The organism is bacterium, assembly GCA_009926305.1.
Taxonomy (GTDB): Bacteria; Bdellovibrionota_C; UBA2361; order UBA2361; family RFPC01; genus RFPC01.
Genome location: RFPC01000006.1, coordinates 16,524 through 32,797, shown reverse-complemented (window position 1 = coordinate 32,797; position 16,274 = coordinate 16,524). Strand labels below are relative to the sequence as shown.

The 16,274-nt window shown below is 44.4% G+C and carries 16 protein-coding genes and 1 tRNA gene; 10 read left to right on the top strand and 7 right to left on the bottom strand.

Annotated elements, in window-relative coordinates; all coding sequences use genetic code 11:
- Position 1 precedes the first annotated feature (1 nt).
- Positions 2–1,009, bottom strand: a complete 1,008-nt coding sequence (locus EBR25_02240) for a ligase-associated DNA damage response exonuclease (protein NBW39802.1) — start codon at positions 1,007–1,009, stop codon at positions 2–4.
- A 169-nt stretch (positions 1,010–1,178) separates the two neighbouring features.
- Here EBR25_02240 and EBR25_02235 point away from each other — a divergent pair, with 169 nt between their 5' ends.
- The 3 genes from EBR25_02235 (at position 1,179) to EBR25_02225 (ending at position 2,780) form a co-directional block, all read left to right on the top strand.
- Entirely contained in the window at positions 1,179–1,523 is a 345-nt protein-coding gene (locus tag EBR25_02235) for a tRNA-binding protein (GenBank protein ID NBW39801.1), read from the top strand.
- A gap of 80 nt (positions 1,524–1,603) precedes the next feature.
- On the top strand, positions 1,604–1,870 hold the full coding sequence (locus EBR25_02230; GenBank protein ID NBW39800.1) for a hypothetical protein: 267 nt from the start codon (positions 1,604–1,606) through the stop codon (positions 1,868–1,870).
- A 310-nt stretch (positions 1,871–2,180) separates the two neighbouring features.
- Entirely contained in the window at positions 2,181–2,780 is a 600-nt protein-coding gene (locus tag EBR25_02225; GenBank protein ID NBW39799.1) for a hypothetical protein, read from the top strand.
- A gap of 131 nt (positions 2,781–2,911) precedes the next feature.
- Here the strand turns inward: EBR25_02225 and EBR25_02220 are convergent.
- Positions 2,912–2,987 (bottom strand) — tRNA-Asn (locus tag EBR25_02220).
- 335 nt (positions 2,988–3,322) lie between these two features.
- Here EBR25_02220 and EBR25_02215 point away from each other — a divergent pair.
- The 3 genes from EBR25_02215 to EBR25_02205 all read left to right on the top strand — a co-directional run bounded on the left by EBR25_02215 (position 3,323) and on the right by EBR25_02205 (position 7,714).
- Positions 3,323–4,138 (top strand): transporter, encoded by an 816-nt coding sequence (locus EBR25_02215; GenBank protein ID NBW39798.1) that lies wholly within the window; start codon positions 3,323–3,325, stop codon positions 4,136–4,138.
- A 154-nt stretch (positions 4,139–4,292) separates the two neighbouring features.
- Positions 4,293–6,359, top strand: coding sequence for a hypothetical protein (locus tag EBR25_02210; GenBank protein ID NBW39797.1), 2,067 nt, complete (start codon positions 4,293–4,295; stop codon positions 6,357–6,359).
- Positions 6,360–6,673: 314 nt separating this feature from the next.
- Positions 6,674–7,714: a hypothetical protein gene (locus tag EBR25_02205; protein ID NBW39796.1), complete on the top strand. Its 1,041-nt coding sequence runs from the start codon at positions 6,674–6,676 to the stop codon at positions 7,712–7,714.
- Here the strand turns inward: EBR25_02205 and EBR25_02200 are convergent.
- On the bottom strand, positions 7,679–8,359 hold the full coding sequence (locus tag EBR25_02200; protein ID NBW39795.1) for a class I SAM-dependent methyltransferase: 681 nt from the start codon (positions 8,357–8,359) through the stop codon (positions 7,679–7,681). The two genes, EBR25_02205 and EBR25_02200, sit on opposite strands and share 36 nt — an antisense overlap.
- Before the next feature lie 219 nt (positions 8,360–8,578).
- Complete coding sequence (asnB, locus tag EBR25_02195; GenBank protein NBW39794.1) at positions 8,579–10,567, bottom strand: asparagine synthase (glutamine-hydrolyzing); 1,989 nt, start codon at positions 10,565–10,567, stop codon at positions 8,579–8,581.
- 148 nt (positions 10,568–10,715) lie between these two features.
- On the opposite strand from asnB, the gene EBR25_02190 reads away from it, so the two are divergent.
- Positions 10,716–11,462 (top strand): hypothetical protein, encoded by a 747-nt coding sequence (locus EBR25_02190; protein ID NBW39793.1) that lies wholly within the window; start codon positions 10,716–10,718, stop codon positions 11,460–11,462.
- Positions 11,463–11,470: 8 nt separating this feature from the next.
- Here EBR25_02190 and rsmG read toward each other — a convergent pair whose 3' ends face one another.
- Together rsmG and EBR25_02180 are read right to left on the bottom strand one after the other, a co-directional pair.
- A complete protein-coding gene (gene rsmG / locus EBR25_02185; protein ID NBW39792.1) occupies positions 11,471–12,238 on the bottom strand; it encodes a 16S rRNA (guanine(527)-N(7))-methyltransferase RsmG in 768 nt (255 codons plus the stop codon).
- 68 nt (positions 12,239–12,306) lie between these two features.
- Complete coding sequence (locus tag EBR25_02180; protein NBW39791.1) at positions 12,307–12,549, bottom strand: hypothetical protein; 243 nt, start codon at positions 12,547–12,549, stop codon at positions 12,307–12,309.
- A gap of 124 nt (positions 12,550–12,673) precedes the next feature.
- Here EBR25_02180 and EBR25_02175 point away from each other — a divergent pair, with 124 nt between their 5' ends.
- The 3 genes from EBR25_02175 (at position 12,674) to EBR25_02165 (ending at position 15,384) form a co-directional block, all read left to right on the top strand.
- Positions 12,674–13,675, top strand: a complete 1,002-nt coding sequence (locus EBR25_02175) for a tRNA-dihydrouridine synthase (GenBank protein NBW39790.1) — start codon at positions 12,674–12,676, stop codon at positions 13,673–13,675.
- Positions 13,676–13,816: 141 nt separating this feature from the next.
- On the top strand, positions 13,817–13,999 hold the full coding sequence (locus EBR25_02170; protein NBW39789.1) for a flagellar biosynthesis anti-sigma factor FlgM: 183 nt from the start codon (positions 13,817–13,819) through the stop codon (positions 13,997–13,999).
- 32 nt (positions 14,000–14,031) lie between these two features.
- Complete coding sequence (locus tag EBR25_02165) at positions 14,032–15,384, top strand: response regulator (protein NBW39788.1); 1,353 nt, start codon at positions 14,032–14,034, stop codon at positions 15,382–15,384.
- Here EBR25_02165 and EBR25_02160 read toward each other — a convergent pair whose 3' ends face one another.
- Entirely contained in the window at positions 15,385–16,239 is an 855-nt protein-coding gene (locus EBR25_02160; GenBank protein ID NBW39787.1) for a DMT family transporter, read from the bottom strand.
- Between the last annotated feature and the right edge of the window lie 35 nt (positions 16,240–16,274).

Sequence of the window (16,274 nt, the reverse complement as noted above, 5' to 3'; positions counted from 1 at the left end):
CTTACCGATCTTCTCCACTCATTTGATTCTTGAAGCGTTCAGGAAGAGAACAGGCGTCTTTCCCTGACTCCTTAAGATAGCGAAGGAGGGCACTTGCTTCTCCGTGCATTGTCGTTATGGTCTCAGCGCGAGAATTTTTAATGGCTGTAAGGAGTCCATTCCAATCTGCATGATCAGATAATACGAAGCCAAATTCAATGCCCCGACGTTGTCGTTTCTTTCCTCGAATTTGCATCCAACCTGAGGCAAATCCTTGCGAAAAGGGTGCAAACTTTCTTGTCCAAGGCGAGTTGCAAGCGGAAGGCGGAGCAATGATCAGCCCTTCTCCCCTGAGGAGTGACGCATTTTCAGCGTTTGCCTTTACTATCTCTGGAAAGGTAACCCCTGCATTTCTATATCCTGTCAAATATGGCAAGACGGCTCCATGGAGAGCAATAGGGGCATCTTCCCCGAGAAGCCCAGCGAGTATCCGTTGAGCCTTACCGAGCGCATAAGCATAAAGGAGCGAAGTTTTCTTTTTGAGACGATTATCTCGCCACCAGGTACGAATCTGATCGAAAATGACTTCATCTGGTTGCCAGTGGTAGATGGGAAGAGCAAAGGTTGCTTCAGTGATGAAGTGATTACATTCTATCTGCTCAAATGGGACGCACGTTCGGTCAGGTGTCGTTTTATAGTCTCCAGTGACGACGGTTACATATCCTCTTTGCTCAATTCGAATTTGTGCTGAGCCGAGAATATGGCCTGCAGGATGAAGCGAGATAAGAACTCCATTTCTCTCAACACGCTCTCCGTATTCGAGTGGAATGATTGGTGTGTGTGTTCCGAGTCGATGGGAGAGAAAGGGAAGAGAATCTTTGTGTGCATAGTAAAGGGAAGCTCCGTTTCGTGCATGGTCAGCATGTGCATGGGTAATAAAAGCGACGCCTCGTGGGCGGTGTGGATCTATAAAAAAGTCACCACGGGGACAGTAGAGACCATAGGGAGATAGAGTGAGGAGTGTGCTCATGAGATGCAATCCAAGTAGATATTGAATATTGTATCAGACGGAGTAAATTGGAAAAGTTTACAGGGCGCTTGAGAGTGAAAGAGTTCGCTCGTCGCCGCCTATAGTTTTTACCTCTGATTTTTCTGAGAGAGAGAAGAATTTTCGTTCACTCATAATAAGGTCTTACATGATGACAGAGCAGCAAACAGTCACAATAACAGAGTTTCAAGGTATTGATATGCGAATCGGTACAATCACCGCTGTTGAGCTCAATTCAAAGGCGAGAAAGCCTGCCTATGTACTTGAGATTGACTTTGGCTCTTTAGGTTTCAAGAAGAGTTCAGCTCAGCTTACCGAGGGGTATGAGGCTGAACAGCTTGTTGGAAAACAGGTGATCGGCGTCGTAAATTTGCCTCCGAGACGAGTAGCAGGTATCAGATCAGAGGTTCTAGTGCTCGCATCTGTCAGTCATGAAACTGGAACAATACTGCTTACTTCTGACAAGCAGGCAGAAAATGGTGCTCGAGTATCTTAGGGAAGATCTTTTGGTAACTCTGGATATAAAAATTGAGGAGAGGATAATAAATCTTTCGCGTAAAGTTACTCAGAGGCTATTTGCTTCCATATCAAGATCGAACAGCGACAAGACAGGTATCAATGAGTAGAAATGTACCAAAAGACAGCAATACCCATCAGAAAAATCAGCCACTGAAGGATCTTTCTACAGCAGAGTTTGCTCAGAAAATACGACAATTTAAAAGCCTTGTGGAGGGAGAGGAGGATCTCAATGCGCAAGGAATAGAGCTTTATGTGAATGCTCATGCTCTTCTTCTTGAGGAGCTTGAGAGAAGATGTGCTGAGCTCAGTCAAAAGTGCTCTTAGCTCCTGCGGAGTGATGACTCTCTGGATTCGACGCGAAACTACTTGAGGGATTTTTAACTCTCCTTGCAAAAAAAATTGTGTTCTAAGCCTAAATTCGTGCTGGGTAAAACCACCATTTTTATTTGAGACTAGACTGATACACGAGTAATGTCAGCTGGTTATGGCAGGTTTCTCGAATGGAAGCGCTCTCTCAGCAATAGTGCTTAAGCGCTATAATAAAAATTCCGATGTTTTCTATGGGGGAGATTAGTAGTTCAGGAGCAGTAGAGATGTATCACTTTAGAGAGCACCCATTAAGCACGGAAGCACGATGGAAGCCAAATGGAAATGTTACATACTTTTGCCGTTTGTACTGCTTTTTAGTAGTTCCCTATTTGCTGCCACAAACCCAACCAACCCTTCTGAGAGCTCTTCAGAAGGATCTTCTGATATCTCATTAACTATTCCAGATTTATATCGAGTTTCAGGTATCGACGATATGTCGATTACCTACGATGGCGGTTCCTTTGCTGATCTCTATGATGACCTTTGCATTTATACCAATAATGCAACTTCAGAATACAACGTAAGGATACAGGGCTCTTCAACCTGTACTGGGGGGGGAGATTGCACGAGCACTCCCTCTGATTCGTTTGCGGTTTCAAATGACTCACTTTCTTACTCAATTGGCTACCTTGTTTACTGGAATGATCAAGCGAGTGCAGCCGGACTGACCTATCTTGGAGCCAAGAAGGCGTCAGCTGTTACTACCTCGACTAATCAAACCGGAGCATCAACGCATACTTCCTGCACACCAGAGGGTGGTACGAATGCACGCCTACGACTCCTCTTTTTCCAGATTGATTTGGCCGCTGCCCCAAGTGGCACCTATACCGGATCGGTGACTCTTACTCTTCTTCCGCCAAGCTGATAACATTTACGTTTCTGTCGAGAAGTAGGTTGCGTTGATGAACGCCGCATGGACAACTTTTAAAGTGGGGGTGAACGCCCGATGAGGGCGAGAGGGGCGCAGCCCCTGGGCGCGAATGCCGAATGGAAAAATGGCTCCCCGGACTGGACTCGAACCAGTGACAAGCTGATTAACAGTCAGCTGCTCTACCAACTGAGCTACCGGGGAGCATGCAAATTTTTTTCGTGCGAACGATACTACTTCGACCCCTAGAGTTCACAGAGCAGCTATGCTGCCTAGAGTTCACCGAGCAGCTATGCTGCCTATTCCTCAAGTGCTTTCGCATTTGTCACCTTGGTGAACGGGTGAACCAAGAGTCGAGTCCCTCCCTTGTTCGCTTTGCTCACATTGGCACGACCAAATGAGCTACTCGCGGGGGACCCTAGTATGTTGTGCAGTCGAAGGGATAAAATCAAGACTTTTAGCGGGATTTATTCATAAATTTGAAGAGTTATGTGCCCAGATAATTGAGATTTTACCCCTCCAGTGGCACCCTAGCCAGTATGAAATCGTATCGGAACCTCATTTTCTCCTTCATGTTCTTGCTCACCCTTATCGTCTTTGTCATTACAAGGGAAGGCTTTGCTGAAGTGGGCCCACTTGGCTTTGGCTATGCTGAGCTTCATGAGCCGATGAGTACTGACCGACCTGATTTTACCGAAAGCACAAAAACTATTCAGCGGGGCCACCTACAAGGCGAGTTTGGATATCGGTATACCCGGGATAATAAGAGAGACTTCAAACAGGAGGCGATACCAGAAGGTCTTCTTCGAATTGGTGTCACGGATCTACTCGAGTTGCGTTTATCAGCTCAGGGATTGAAAGGAACAGATTCGGACTTTGCCCTCGGTGACCTGACTATCGGTACTAAGATCAAGCTATATGAAGCATGTGACTGTAACTTTGATCTGAGCACTATAATCGACGTGACTCTGGCGACCGGTGCCAAACGATACTCTCAAGAGAAGACATCTTCGCAACTCAGTTTCTTGTGGTCATATCATGAGGATACGGACTGGGCTCTTGCTGGACAAGTGAATCTGAACGCTGCAGTTGAGAGGAGAGAACACTATTTTCAACCATCTTCCTCAATCGCGCTTTCATATGAGCTCACAGATCGTCTTGGAGTATATACCGAGTACTATGGGTTTTACCCGCGGGGTAGTCATGCTCCGAGTACTGCTCCCGAACATTACGTTAATGGTGGAGTTACCTATTTACTTCATCCGAATTTGCAATTGGATCTCCTCGTGGGTGTAGGATTGAATGGTCGAGCGGATGATTCCTTTATTGGAAGCGGAATCACGTTTCGATTGTAGTAATGTGTACTGATTACGTTGTTATTTCTCATTTGTCTGCTATTTGAGTAGCAGGCACACATACGCGCGCTTTCTCTCCTTCAAGAAACATCGAGCATAAATCTGTCGAATATAAATTTGACATCATTCAAAACTAATAAGAGGAGAGCATGAGATGGGATTACATATTTCACCTGAGCGCCAACATATTGATAAAGCCTATCAAAATGACTTTAGAGATTTCGAAAACCTGCTAAGGCCTGAAATGAGCCGTCCGATTATATCGATGCCCTTTATTCAGAAAAACCTCATCACTGGAAATGGTGATGACATGAGTGCGAATAAAAGGAGTTCTGCAGATAGTCCTCTCAATAGCTGGCTCGATAAACTTCTAGATACGGCCGAGAAATTACTCCCGAGGATATTTCAAAAGCTTCCACAAGAATTAGAGTCAATAATTACTATGATAGATAGTAAACGGGGAGACGAATTAAGAGAGGCATTAGAGCAATTATACAGGGTCATCAAGAGAGAAAAGGCTCCTCTTCAGTCAAATCGATTAGAAAAAATTGCAGACAAGATTGGTGTACAAGCTAGTACTCTAAAAGAGGGTATTCGGATTGCAGGATATTGGTCGGCGCTTACTTCGGAAGAAAAGTTCCATCAAGGAGCTCTTTTGAGCACGAGTATCCTTGAAGATCTCAATATTATTGGAAGGCCAGAGAGTGAAAAATTTCGTGTGGTAACGGATGCTCTGATGTCTACCTTCCACAGCAATGCCTCAAGAACCGAGAAAGCACTGGCGATTGCCGAGGCTCTTGCTCAGCTGAGCGTAACATCTTTCACGGGAAGCCCTCAGTCCCCAACGCAAGTAATGGATGTCGGGGTTGTCGGGAGTGCAATGCTGCCTGATGGAAAACGGGGATTTTTATTGGAGAGTGGAGAGGTTATCCCTGAAAAAGTCCTTATCGAGGCTCATAATGTCAGTTCAGCATTAAAGGTTGTTTCTACCTTAGTTGGAGATGAAAAGTTAAAAGATAAGCTGCTTTCACTTGCAGAGACTGGCCTCTCTTCAGCTCAGACTAACGGATGGATTACCGATATTCAGGCATCAAAAGCGACGAGTGCTCTTACATTGGCAAACATTGTAAATAAATGGAGCGACATGGATGACACACAGCGATTTATTGCGTCGATTCAAGGGAGTGAGATTGTCCTGGATGCTTTAGGAAAACAAGCTGGTAAATCGATGCTGGGGCGAGTTGCTTCGGGAGCGAGTGCTATCGTAGGTATTTTTACCGGTGGAAAACAAGCAGTAGACGTCATCGATCTGTTAGGTGATGTTCCAAGAAGTCAGGGAGTAAAGATTGGGGCTATTGGGCTTGGCAGTGCTGGAGCTGCTATTGGAGCTGGGGTAGCGACAATCTCTTCGTTGGCGGCTGGTGCTTCACTTGGTGCCACCATTGGGTCTAGCGTGCCAATTGTAGGAACGATCGTCGGTGGTCTGATTGGAGCAGGAGTGGGCGCTCTTATAGGAGCATTTGGAAGCAAGAAGAATAAGGGACAGATAGCACGAGATAGTTGGCGTGATGCTATGGAGCAAGCTGGTTTTGCCCGTAAAATAGATGGCTCTCATCATGTGCCACTCGCTGATGGGAGTACGTATAATATCGGACGGGATGGAAAGTCTAAGTTAAGAAGCCTTGATGGTTCTGAGCGTTTGACGCATGTCTTAGATTGGAACGATCCTTTAGCCTCTCAGAATGTTCCGCTTGGTCATCTTTATGCTATTGCTACAGGGCTTAACCCAACGACACATAAAAAGAATAGTTTATTCGATGCTGCAGCTGCGCAAAGCCTGAACGCCGCTACATCCAATGCGCAATCCGACGCGGATGTCCGTGAAAACTTTAAGGCAATGTTGAAAGCTGGTGGTGTTACATTTGCTTCACTGCGCCAGCAAATTGAGCTCCTGCGAGTTACGAATCGAGTATCTGAGCACGAATATCAAGTATATCTGCAACATCTTTCAAAGCTCTCTGGAGAGCCGATGACACCTATTGATCGTGCTCAGGTGCATCAAGAAGTGGTCAGGCAAATTCGGGGCATGGCGAATGAGGATGGTCAGATAGGAGAACTTCTCGAACTTCTTACGAACAGCAAGCAGTATGAAGACTCAGTGATTGAACTTCAAAAGAGGCTCGACGAGCAAAAAGAGGCTGAATTCAAGTTAGCAGCTTAGTCATGACGGAAAGACCATCGGTAGGAAGTAGTTTTTTACCGATGGTTTCAATGTAGTGCTATCAAGTGCAAGAGAAAGAACTTCCGGCTAACATGCGAGGGCAAGATATAAACGAAAGCAATAACGAAATAGAAGAAATATTTCTATGAAAATGTTCTTTTCTATTCCTCTGGAGGGCAAAACCGTTTAGTTATAGTTTCAGAGTATCCTTTGTCGAGAGGGAAGTTTCGGCTGCTATTTCTGGAAATGCGAAGAGAAACATATTGAATTAGCATTAGTGCTCGGCTTAAAAAAACCTTTGATATAAAAAGTCTATGAAAGATTTGCAAGTTGATCATCATAGTACCGTATCACGGCTGGCGACCACCGACACTCTTTATGTCCACCGAGCTTGGAAGCCTCCTGTTATTGGTTGGCCACAAATAGTACTGCTCATTGCGGGAATATATAATATTTGTTTTGGTGCATGGGCAGTATTTTTCCCAGAGCACTACTTTATTCTTTCTGGAATCGCGCTGCCAGAATATCCGGCACTTTGGCAGTGTATTGGAATGATTGTGGGGCTCTATGGGCTTGCTTATCTGATTGCCAGTACCGATATTCTTCGATATTGGCCGATTGTATTCATTGGTTTTATGGGGAAAATTTTAGGGCCCCTAGGATACTTCTTTAATGTTACTCCACATTCCATGCCAGAGGCGGGAGCCTGGCTTCTTATTACGAATGATCTGGTCTGGTGGATTCCTTTTTTCTTAATTCTTTTGAAAGTATGGCAATCTCATAGGAATGGAAACAAAAATATTGGAAGAGAAAAAGAGCTGCTCGCTCAGTTTGAGAGTCTCAGAAGCTCTTCGTTTGAGAGGCCTACTCTTCTTTTCTTTGTTCGTCACTTAGGATGTACGTTTTGTCGGCAAGTCTTTAAGGATATTTCCGCAGAACGAGAGAGGCTTCGTGGGGCTGGCATTCAGGTAGTAATCGTACATATGGGTCCCACGGAGCGTGCCTTGAAAATGATCAAAAGTTTTAATCTTGATCAGGTCGAGCTTATTGAAGACCCGAGATGTTTTCTTTATGAGCTCTGCGGTTTTTCCAAGGCATCTCTTTGGAGGGCCTTTGGAGTTAGAGTCTTAAGGAAAGCTGTTCCTGCGCTCTGTGTTGAAAGGTGTGGAGTCGGATATCTTTCTGGTGATGGATTTCAGCTTGGTGGCGTAATTCATTTTACGAATGGTAGACCGAATATTATTCATGAGCAGAGTGACGTTAGCGATCGGTTTGATATTAAGAGCTTTCTAGGGCGAGAGGAGGGGGAGGCTCGTTCCTCAATCTCGACAGAGCTCAAAGATCCCAACGGATAGGATGCCATCCCCACTCCCCACCTGCTTAAGCCAGGGTTTACTCTGAAGGTGAAACGAGCAAATTCCTTGAGAGATTATTTTTAGAGACGAGTCTGAATCCTGTTCTTTCTTTTCGAGATAATATGTATGAATTCGTGTTAAGAGGTTCTCCATGAGAGCACCTCGAAATGGATTAATCAGACAGATAATATTTTCATCTTGAAACTCAACTTTCGTTGCATCTCCTGTTTCAAAAGAGATACCAGAAAAATTATGCGTTCTCTCACGTGCATACGTCACATATGAAGGCTCAATCTCAATGCCTCGTACTTGAGCTCCAGTCAGTGTATGAAGCATGACAGCAAGTCGGCCCTTACCAGAGCCGATATCAAGAATGCGATCATGTGAACTCATTGAAGCCTCAACAGATATATGCTTTACAACACGAAGTGGAAGTGAAAGTTCGGGAAACTGATCTCGACTTCGACGAGGGAGTCGTTCGAGTGGGATGGAGAAGTTATGAGCTGTGTCAAACTCAACATCGTCACGGTTATAGTTATAAAGACCTCCTCCCTGTAGCGAAAAGTCTTGAAACGAGTATTCAGGGCCTTCCCCTAGCATGTCCTCGAGACTATCAGGCGTATATGGAGTTGAAAAATCACTCATAACTCTATGCCGCTATACTCACTTTACTTGTTAAAATGCGTTTCCCATTGACGGGTAAGAGGCGTTAGTAAATTCCATAGGTTTTAGAATTTATCAAGCCCGATCTGTCATAGAATCAGCATGAGAAGAAAACAGTAGCAGATATAAAATACCTATGCTTATCGGCTCGCTGTTGGAACAGAGAACTAAAAGGTGGCATGAGGATTTGAAGAGAAATGCCTAGTGATCTAGGATATTTGCGCTCCAGGTCCGCTTCCATTGTTGAAAAATCAAGACATTCCAAAGTTTTGAATGCAAATCAAGCTCTTCGAGTTGGTGCCGTTTCCAGGTCTTTAGGATTAAGGATCTATTGAGGAGACCATCTGGTGGAAGTTCGGTTGGTGTTAGGAGTGATTCAGCCCAGGAACGGAGCTCTGTTCGCAGCCATTTTGCAAGCGGAATGGAAAATCCTGCCTTTGGACGTTCAAAAAGTGTCTCAGGGAGATACCTATTCAGTATTTTTTTTAAGATATATTTTTGTGAGCCATGAGCAATGCACCAGTTCATAGGCAATGTCCGAGCAAATTCAATAATCCGATGGTCTAAAAGGGGCACACGTGCCTCCAATCCATATGCCATAGAGGCTCGGTCAACTTTCGTAAGGATATCGTCAGGTAGGTAGGTATGAAAATCGATAAAACTCAAGTAGTCGTGTCGTGATGCTAATGTTTTAGAAGCGATATCAGTATGAAAGAGCGTTTGCGACGGAACATAGCGATGAACCGGAGTTTCATAAGGTGGCCAATGAAGATTCGCCTGAAGATAAACCTCTCTAAGGTTTGAAGCACAAAGAAGCTCTGCAAATCGATGTACTTTCATTCCAGGAGTTCGAATTCCTCGAAGCGCTTCGGGTAATAGCCACTGGAAAATTGAATAGACACTACTCCAGCCGCTTGAAGGAACAGCTTGAATTCCATCCTTGAGCCGAGTTCGTAGTGGATATGGTGCATTTTTCAGTATGCTCCAGACTCGTTTTGCTAAGAGATAGCGAGGATATCCAAGGAACAGCTCATCACCCCCATCTCCTGAAAGAGATACGGTTACTTGTTCTCGTGTGAGCTGAGAGAGTAAAAGTGTTGGAATCTGTGATGAATCTGCAAATGGCTCATCATAGATTGTAGAAAGGTTCGGGATAACGTTGAGTGCATCGGAGGTACTCACATAGTGCTCGGTATGCTTTGTACCTAAATGGGAAGCAATTGCACTCGCATAGGGCGCTTCGTTAAACTGACTTTCTTGAAAGCCGATTGAAAATGTCCGCACATTTCGGGGATCCAAGCTGTTCATACAGCTCACAATGGTGGATGAATCGATACCCCCTGAGAGAAAAGCCCCTACTGGAACATCCGCCAGTGAGCGGATGCGGACCGAATCTCTAATGAGCTCGTGGAGATCGACAATGGCATCCTGTAGCGAACCAGAATATGGAGGCGAAATGTCCGGTACTTGCCAGAATGACTTGGGGGAGAGATGACTACGGTCTGTATATGGAGAAAATCCTTTAGGTGCTGACTCAAGCTCGCTTTGGCTGAGCGACAGGCTCGTGCCAGGAATCATCTTCCAGATTCCCTGAAAGATTGTATATGGTGCCGAAATATAGCCATGTTCGAAAAAGAGTGATAGCCCAGTAGAAGAAAGGGGAAGGCAAAATTCTTTCAGGCCATAGAGAGCTTTAAGTTCAGAGGTCACAACAAAGCCGCTTTTAAGCCATCCGTAGTAAAGTGGTTTTATTCCTATTCTATCTCGTGCGATGTGAAGAATTCGCTCATTTTCGTTCCAAAGGCAAATTGCAAACATTCCATTACACTTAGTCAGAGTCTTTTCTAGGCCCCAGTGATCTATAGCTGCTAATAGGACTTCAGTATCTCCACTTCCGTGAAACGATAAGCCACTCCATTCTAATTCTTTCCGAATTGAGCGATAGTTATAGATCTCTCCGTTATAAACCAGCACTGTCCCAGTGCGAGGAGATACCATTGGCTGTTTTGCATGCGGAGAGAGATCGAGAATGGCCAGTCGACGATGAGCAAAGGTAAGGCCCCCTTCATTGCTCCACGTTGAAGAATCATCGGGCCCACGGTGTCGTAGTGAATCGGCAAGATGAGTTGCCATCCTATTTCTTTCATTTTGATCAAGATAAGGATTATAGAATCCAACCAAACCACACATATTTTGCTGGTATTCCTGCAACTGGCTATAAATAGAGCGATAATAGGGTATGCTGTACTAAGAGTTGGATATCGCTGTATGGTGATAGTCATAACTTGAATACTTTTTTCATTCGCTGAGGTAAAAAGAATCAGGAGAGTAATTAACGATGAGTATTGGAGAGTCTTCTTTGTATAGGATTCGGCGAGTAGCATCTCCGTATCCGTATCTACCAGAGGGATACTGGTATAAAGGAGGTGTGCCAAGAGAAACTCTGCGAAGACTCCTGCATCCTCTCTCAAACACTCTTGAGGTGAGAGATTTTGATATTTTTCGAACAAAAGAAACGGATGATGATTATGATCATTCACTTTCTTTACAGTATTTAAGTGATGATTATGAATTTGGACATGGAATAGAGGTTGTAGAGGATCTTCCTGTCTATTTCCAGTCTCGAGATCTGACAGTCAATGAAGTAGCACTGCATTGCGAGCGGCTTGGATATACATCTCAGGCGGAGCAGGATTTGCGGACTCTTTCGCTGAGACCTACACGAAGTATATGTAATGCCCAGGGAGAGCCTCCCAGTAATACGTGGTGTAAGGCGGTACGGTTAGCAGTAGAAGGAAGAGCAAATGGTGTGCCCTGGGAATTGTGTTTTGATGCAATGCCCAAACATACGGCTCTTTTTGACGTTGCACTTCAGCTAGATAGAAGTTTTTTATCTGGTCTTGATGTTGGCTTAGATTTTCTCAATACGCTCAAGGAATATGGCTTCTTACACCACCTACCCGATAGTTCTGCGGGCGTTGTCGCAATTATAGAAGAATCAGCAAAGCAGCTTCGACAAGGCATTCGATTTTTTCGAAATATTCCTCGAGAAATTCTTGGAGAGCTGACCGCACGAGTCATATGATGCTCTCGTCATGAATACGATTTCGGAGAAAATGTAAGCACAGCAGAGTGCTCTCTTCCAGGGATATTGGAGAATTCAACGGTAGAATTATGTTGAACCCCAAGCTCCGTCATAATACCAGAGGCCGCAGCAACTTCACTCTTCCAATGAGTTCCTTTCAGAAAGATAAGCCGCGAAGAAGTATTATTTTTTAGAAATGGAGTAGCGAGCGATAGTAGGGAGTGAAGAGGAGCAAGAGCCCGTGCGGTTACGCCATCGAATTGAGCATGAAGATGTGCAGACTCCTCAATGGAGGAGTGAAGAATCTGTACGTTAGAAAGTGAAAGTTTAACTTTGCACATCTCAAGAAAGTCAGTTTTTCTCTGTGCTGAGTCGATACCCGTAAACGAGATATCTGGACATACAATAGCTAAGGGTATGAGTGGAAAGCCTCCTCCTGAACCAAGATCTATAATAGAATTCATGTCATGAATCTCTTCAGCGAGTAGCAGAGAGTCGAGAATATGGGAGGAAATATGCGAGATCTCCTCACGACTCATGAGATTAACACGCTTATTTGCAGAGCTAAGAAGTCGAGAGAAAATATCCAGTTTTTCTCTATGTTGTTCATAGAGTTGTTCAACATCCATCAGATCGCCATGAGGTATTTGCCTGCATGAGATAATACGGGGCGATGATGGGGTATTCAAGCTTCTCATCATGTGCTTCTTAAGGGTTCGCTGAGCTTCCATTGAGCAGAAGAGTGGGCTTGGTTCGGTGAGCTGCAAGAGGAACAAGATGGAAGACGTTCTTCGTATTGGCTTAGATATAAGGGATGAGGACCCTCAGCCAAGAGAGAGAACGTTTACCAAGGCAGTCCAAGAATTCGTATTGTAAAATCAAGAACTTGAAGAAGGCTTTCGTCTATAATTGATAACTCAACGACTGGCATAGCGTGGTAGAGCATTAGGATTCTTGCCCCAAGAAGACCGAGGAGAATTGGGAGATAGCTGAAAAAAAACAGGGAGATAGCTCCCCAGCGGACTTGATCACGCTCTGCCGGATTTGGATGAGAATCTATCTCTTTTCGTACTCGATATTCTCGCATTTCTCTCTATTATGCGAAAAATAACCAGGAAAGATTCATAAGAGAAAGAAAAAGAGTTGGAACATTTTTTATTATTCGGCTCAGACTTGTTATTCTGTGAGCGGAGAGCTAATAGTGATTTTTTATGTTCCAGTGGTCTAAACTTAAAAAGCCGTACTACGTCTTAGCGCCTATGGAGGACGTAACCGATACTGTCTTTCGACGGCTTGTAGGCTTATGTGCCGCTCCCGATGTGTTCTTTAGTGAGTTTACAAGCACTGACGGGATGTTCTCGCCGGGATGGAGCAATGTTGTTCATCGCTTACGCTTTACAAGCGATGAGGCTCCTCTCATTGCTCAAATCTGGGGGAATAACCCCCAGAACTATTTTCGAGCGGCTTGTCAAATTCGTGAACTAGGATTTCACGGCATAGACATTAATATGGGCTGTCCCGTTGAGAAGATAGTGAAAAGTGGTTGTTGTTCAGCTTTAATTGAGAACCCAACTCTTGCTGCTGAGCTTTATAGTGCAGCAAAAGAGGGTGCTGGAGAGCTTCCCGTTAGTATCAAGACGCGGATTGGCTTTAAAATAAGGGCTACTGAGGAGTGGTGCCAGTTTCTACTTGAGCTGAGGCCTGCGGCACTTACTGTTCATGGAAGAACTGCGAAGCAACTCTCGAAAGGAAATGCGGACTGGGGTGAAATTGCAAAAGTAGTTAGCATGCGAGATGCCCTTCAGGGAGAAACTCAGATTATTGGTAATGGCGATGTAAGAAGTCTTGAAGAGGCGGATCAGAGAGTTGCTGAAACTGGTGTAGATGGAATCATGATTGGAAGAGGAATCTTTGATAATCTTTATCTTTTCGATCGCTCATTGCCGCCGCTAGCAGAAAGAACACCGGCGGAGAAGTTGGGGCTTTTATTGCAGCACGTTCACCTTTTCGAGGAAGAGTGGCAGGGAGAGAAACCTTTTCGAATTTTGAAGAAATACTTTAAAATTTATGCGTCACACTTCGATGGTGCTTCTCAGTTACGGATGCAGCTTGTCGAGACAGAATCAGCAGAGGAAGTCGAAGAGCTTGTTCATAATTTCTTGGCAAGTCACTCTTCCTGTCATGAAACACAACAAGAAGCTATTTCGCCTTAGTGCAGAATAAGCACTATACTAGCAACTTCTCATCCCTGAGTTCGCATTCAAGCTTTTGGCTCTCAATCGTTAAGTCTTTGTCACTCAAGGTCGTTCTCTTGTATAAGCCGTAAGTGCTTCGTTTTGTAGTAACGAGTTGATATGGAAGAAAAAAAGACAGATATTCCAAAACTGAAGAGAAAAAGATCTTTAACTTCACTCACTCTCAGTTGGTTGAGTGAGCGATTAAAACGGTCAGAAGCATTAAAAGAACAGATTCAGAACGGGACATATCAGGTTGACTCTGAGAAACTTGCGAAATCACTAGTAAATCGTGAGCGCTAGTAGAAATACGAATCTTTCGTATACGTGTTTTCATGACATTCCTCCTCATGAGGTTCTCTATTCCTTCCGATAGGTTATATGAAAATGTAGTCCGTCGGAGTTCAATGGAGTTGATAGCTGGAAAATATATCCCTTTAAGAGAGCTTGGAGAAGGAGGCTCGGGGAAGGTGCTGCTTGTTCGGCATGTTGATCTCGGTGTCCAGTATGCTCTTAAGATTCTAAAAAGTGATGCGATCTCTCAACCCATGGGAGTAGAGCGTTTTAAGAAAGAAGCCGCTCTTTTGCTCAGTTTCAATCATCCACGGGTTGCACAAGTCCGTGATTTCGGTAAGACGCTCGATGGCAGCTACTATATGGCGATGGATTATTGTCAGGGTGAATCAATAAGACATCGGATAGATGCGGGCCACTATTTTTCATTTGGGGATACTCTGAGGATAGCAATGCAGGTCTTGGGTGTGCTTGATGTAGCGCATAGTGCTGGAATTATTCACGGAGATATTAAACCAGAGAATCTTTTTCTCGAATCTACCGAAGAAGGCGAGTTATGCGTCAAAGTTTTAGACTTCGGCACTGCATTTTTACGTCAGCAACTAGGCGATGACCAAATTGTTTTCGGAACGCCGTGCTATATGTCTCCAGAGCAAGCAGCAGGAGAGGAAGAAATTGATCACAGAGTAGATTTCTACTCTCTGGGTATTGTGCTCTTTGAGCTTATCGCAGGGAAAGTGCCTTTTGAGGGAGACAATGTTGTTCAAACACTCATTCTTCATCTAACACAACCCCTTCCCTCTCTGGCGGAAGAGTTCGGAGTATCTGATACAATTGAAAAAGTGGTACGCAAAGCTCTGGCAAAATCCCCAGCGGAACGATTTCCCAATGCAGGTGAATTTCAGCGGCAATGTGAGGAAGCACTGACGGTTCATGAGGGAGAGGTTCTTGCTGCAGCTGGTCCGAATTGTTCGCTTCCAAAGACTCAGAGTGCCGTCAACGTACTTACCAAGCCGACTGAAGGAGTGAATCATCCAACTCGCATTCTCTGTCTCGATGATGATGAGATGATCCTGAATATCCTTCAACATGTGCTTGAGAGAGAGGGCTACGAGGTGATAACAGCTCAGCATAGCTCAGAAATTCATGAATATCTTTTTAATTCCGACATAGATCTTTTAGTGAGTGATGTACAGATGCCGGGTATTCCTGGCACTAAAGTATGCCGCCTCTTAAAAAAATCAATGAGCGATCTAAAAGTGATCCTCTTTTCGAATGTGCCAGAGATCGATCTTGAGCGGTATTCGGCTGAGAATAATGCGGATGGATGGATTAGCAAACAGCGCCTTCCGAAAGAATGGCTCGGCGAAATAAAAAGGGTGCTTTTTCAGTAGTTAGCCTTGAAAGATGATCGTAATACTCCCAAGGATGATTATCAGTCCACCGAGGAGCCTTCTCTTAATATGTTGCTCTCTAAAAAAGATTCCTCCTCCTAATATGACAAGTATTAAAGATACTTTTGTTAGTGCGACAACATAGGGAGCTTGAAAAAACTGTAGAGCCCATAGCTTCGAGCTCATAAAAAGAAACTCAAAAATGCCGCGACTAAACAGAAGAACAAGAGGGAGTCGCGGAGAAAATACAGACCGGGTGCCTGTTCGACTTATGCCGATAAGGATTATACCTGCAGCAAGAGTCATCCAGAATCCTGAGACAAAAGGATGGGCGTGAACTGTAGCTAATCGGTCGAAGCAAGCATTGAGACTAAAGAAAAAAGCAGCAGCTAATCCAAACAGAATTCCCTTTTTATGCGTAGTAAAGGTCAGTTTGTTTCCGGCGAGAATGAAGACGCCGAGAGTGATTATGGCAACACCAAGGGCTCCTTCTAGGGTTGGTAGATCTCCTGTTATGAGAGGTGAAAGGAAGAGAAGAAAGAGGGGAGTCAGTGATATAAAGGCAATTACAAGTGAAACGTCTCCGAACTGTACTGCAAACATGCGGCACCACTCTGCAGCCATATCCGATAGAGCTCTGAGGAGTACATAAAAATAAAATTCACGGTTAAGATCGAAAATGGAGATATTAAAAAAGCTAAGCACAAGAAGTGCAAATAAGTAGAACGGAAGCGCAAATAGAAAAGAATAGATTGCTGAAAGGGTTGGCGTTATCCTTGAGGTAAGTGCTTTGCTACAGAGATCTTTTGAGGCAGCAAATATTGCTGCACTCACCACGGCAAATAATCCTGACATGATTATTATGCTAAGGGCTTATGAGGTCAGAGAAT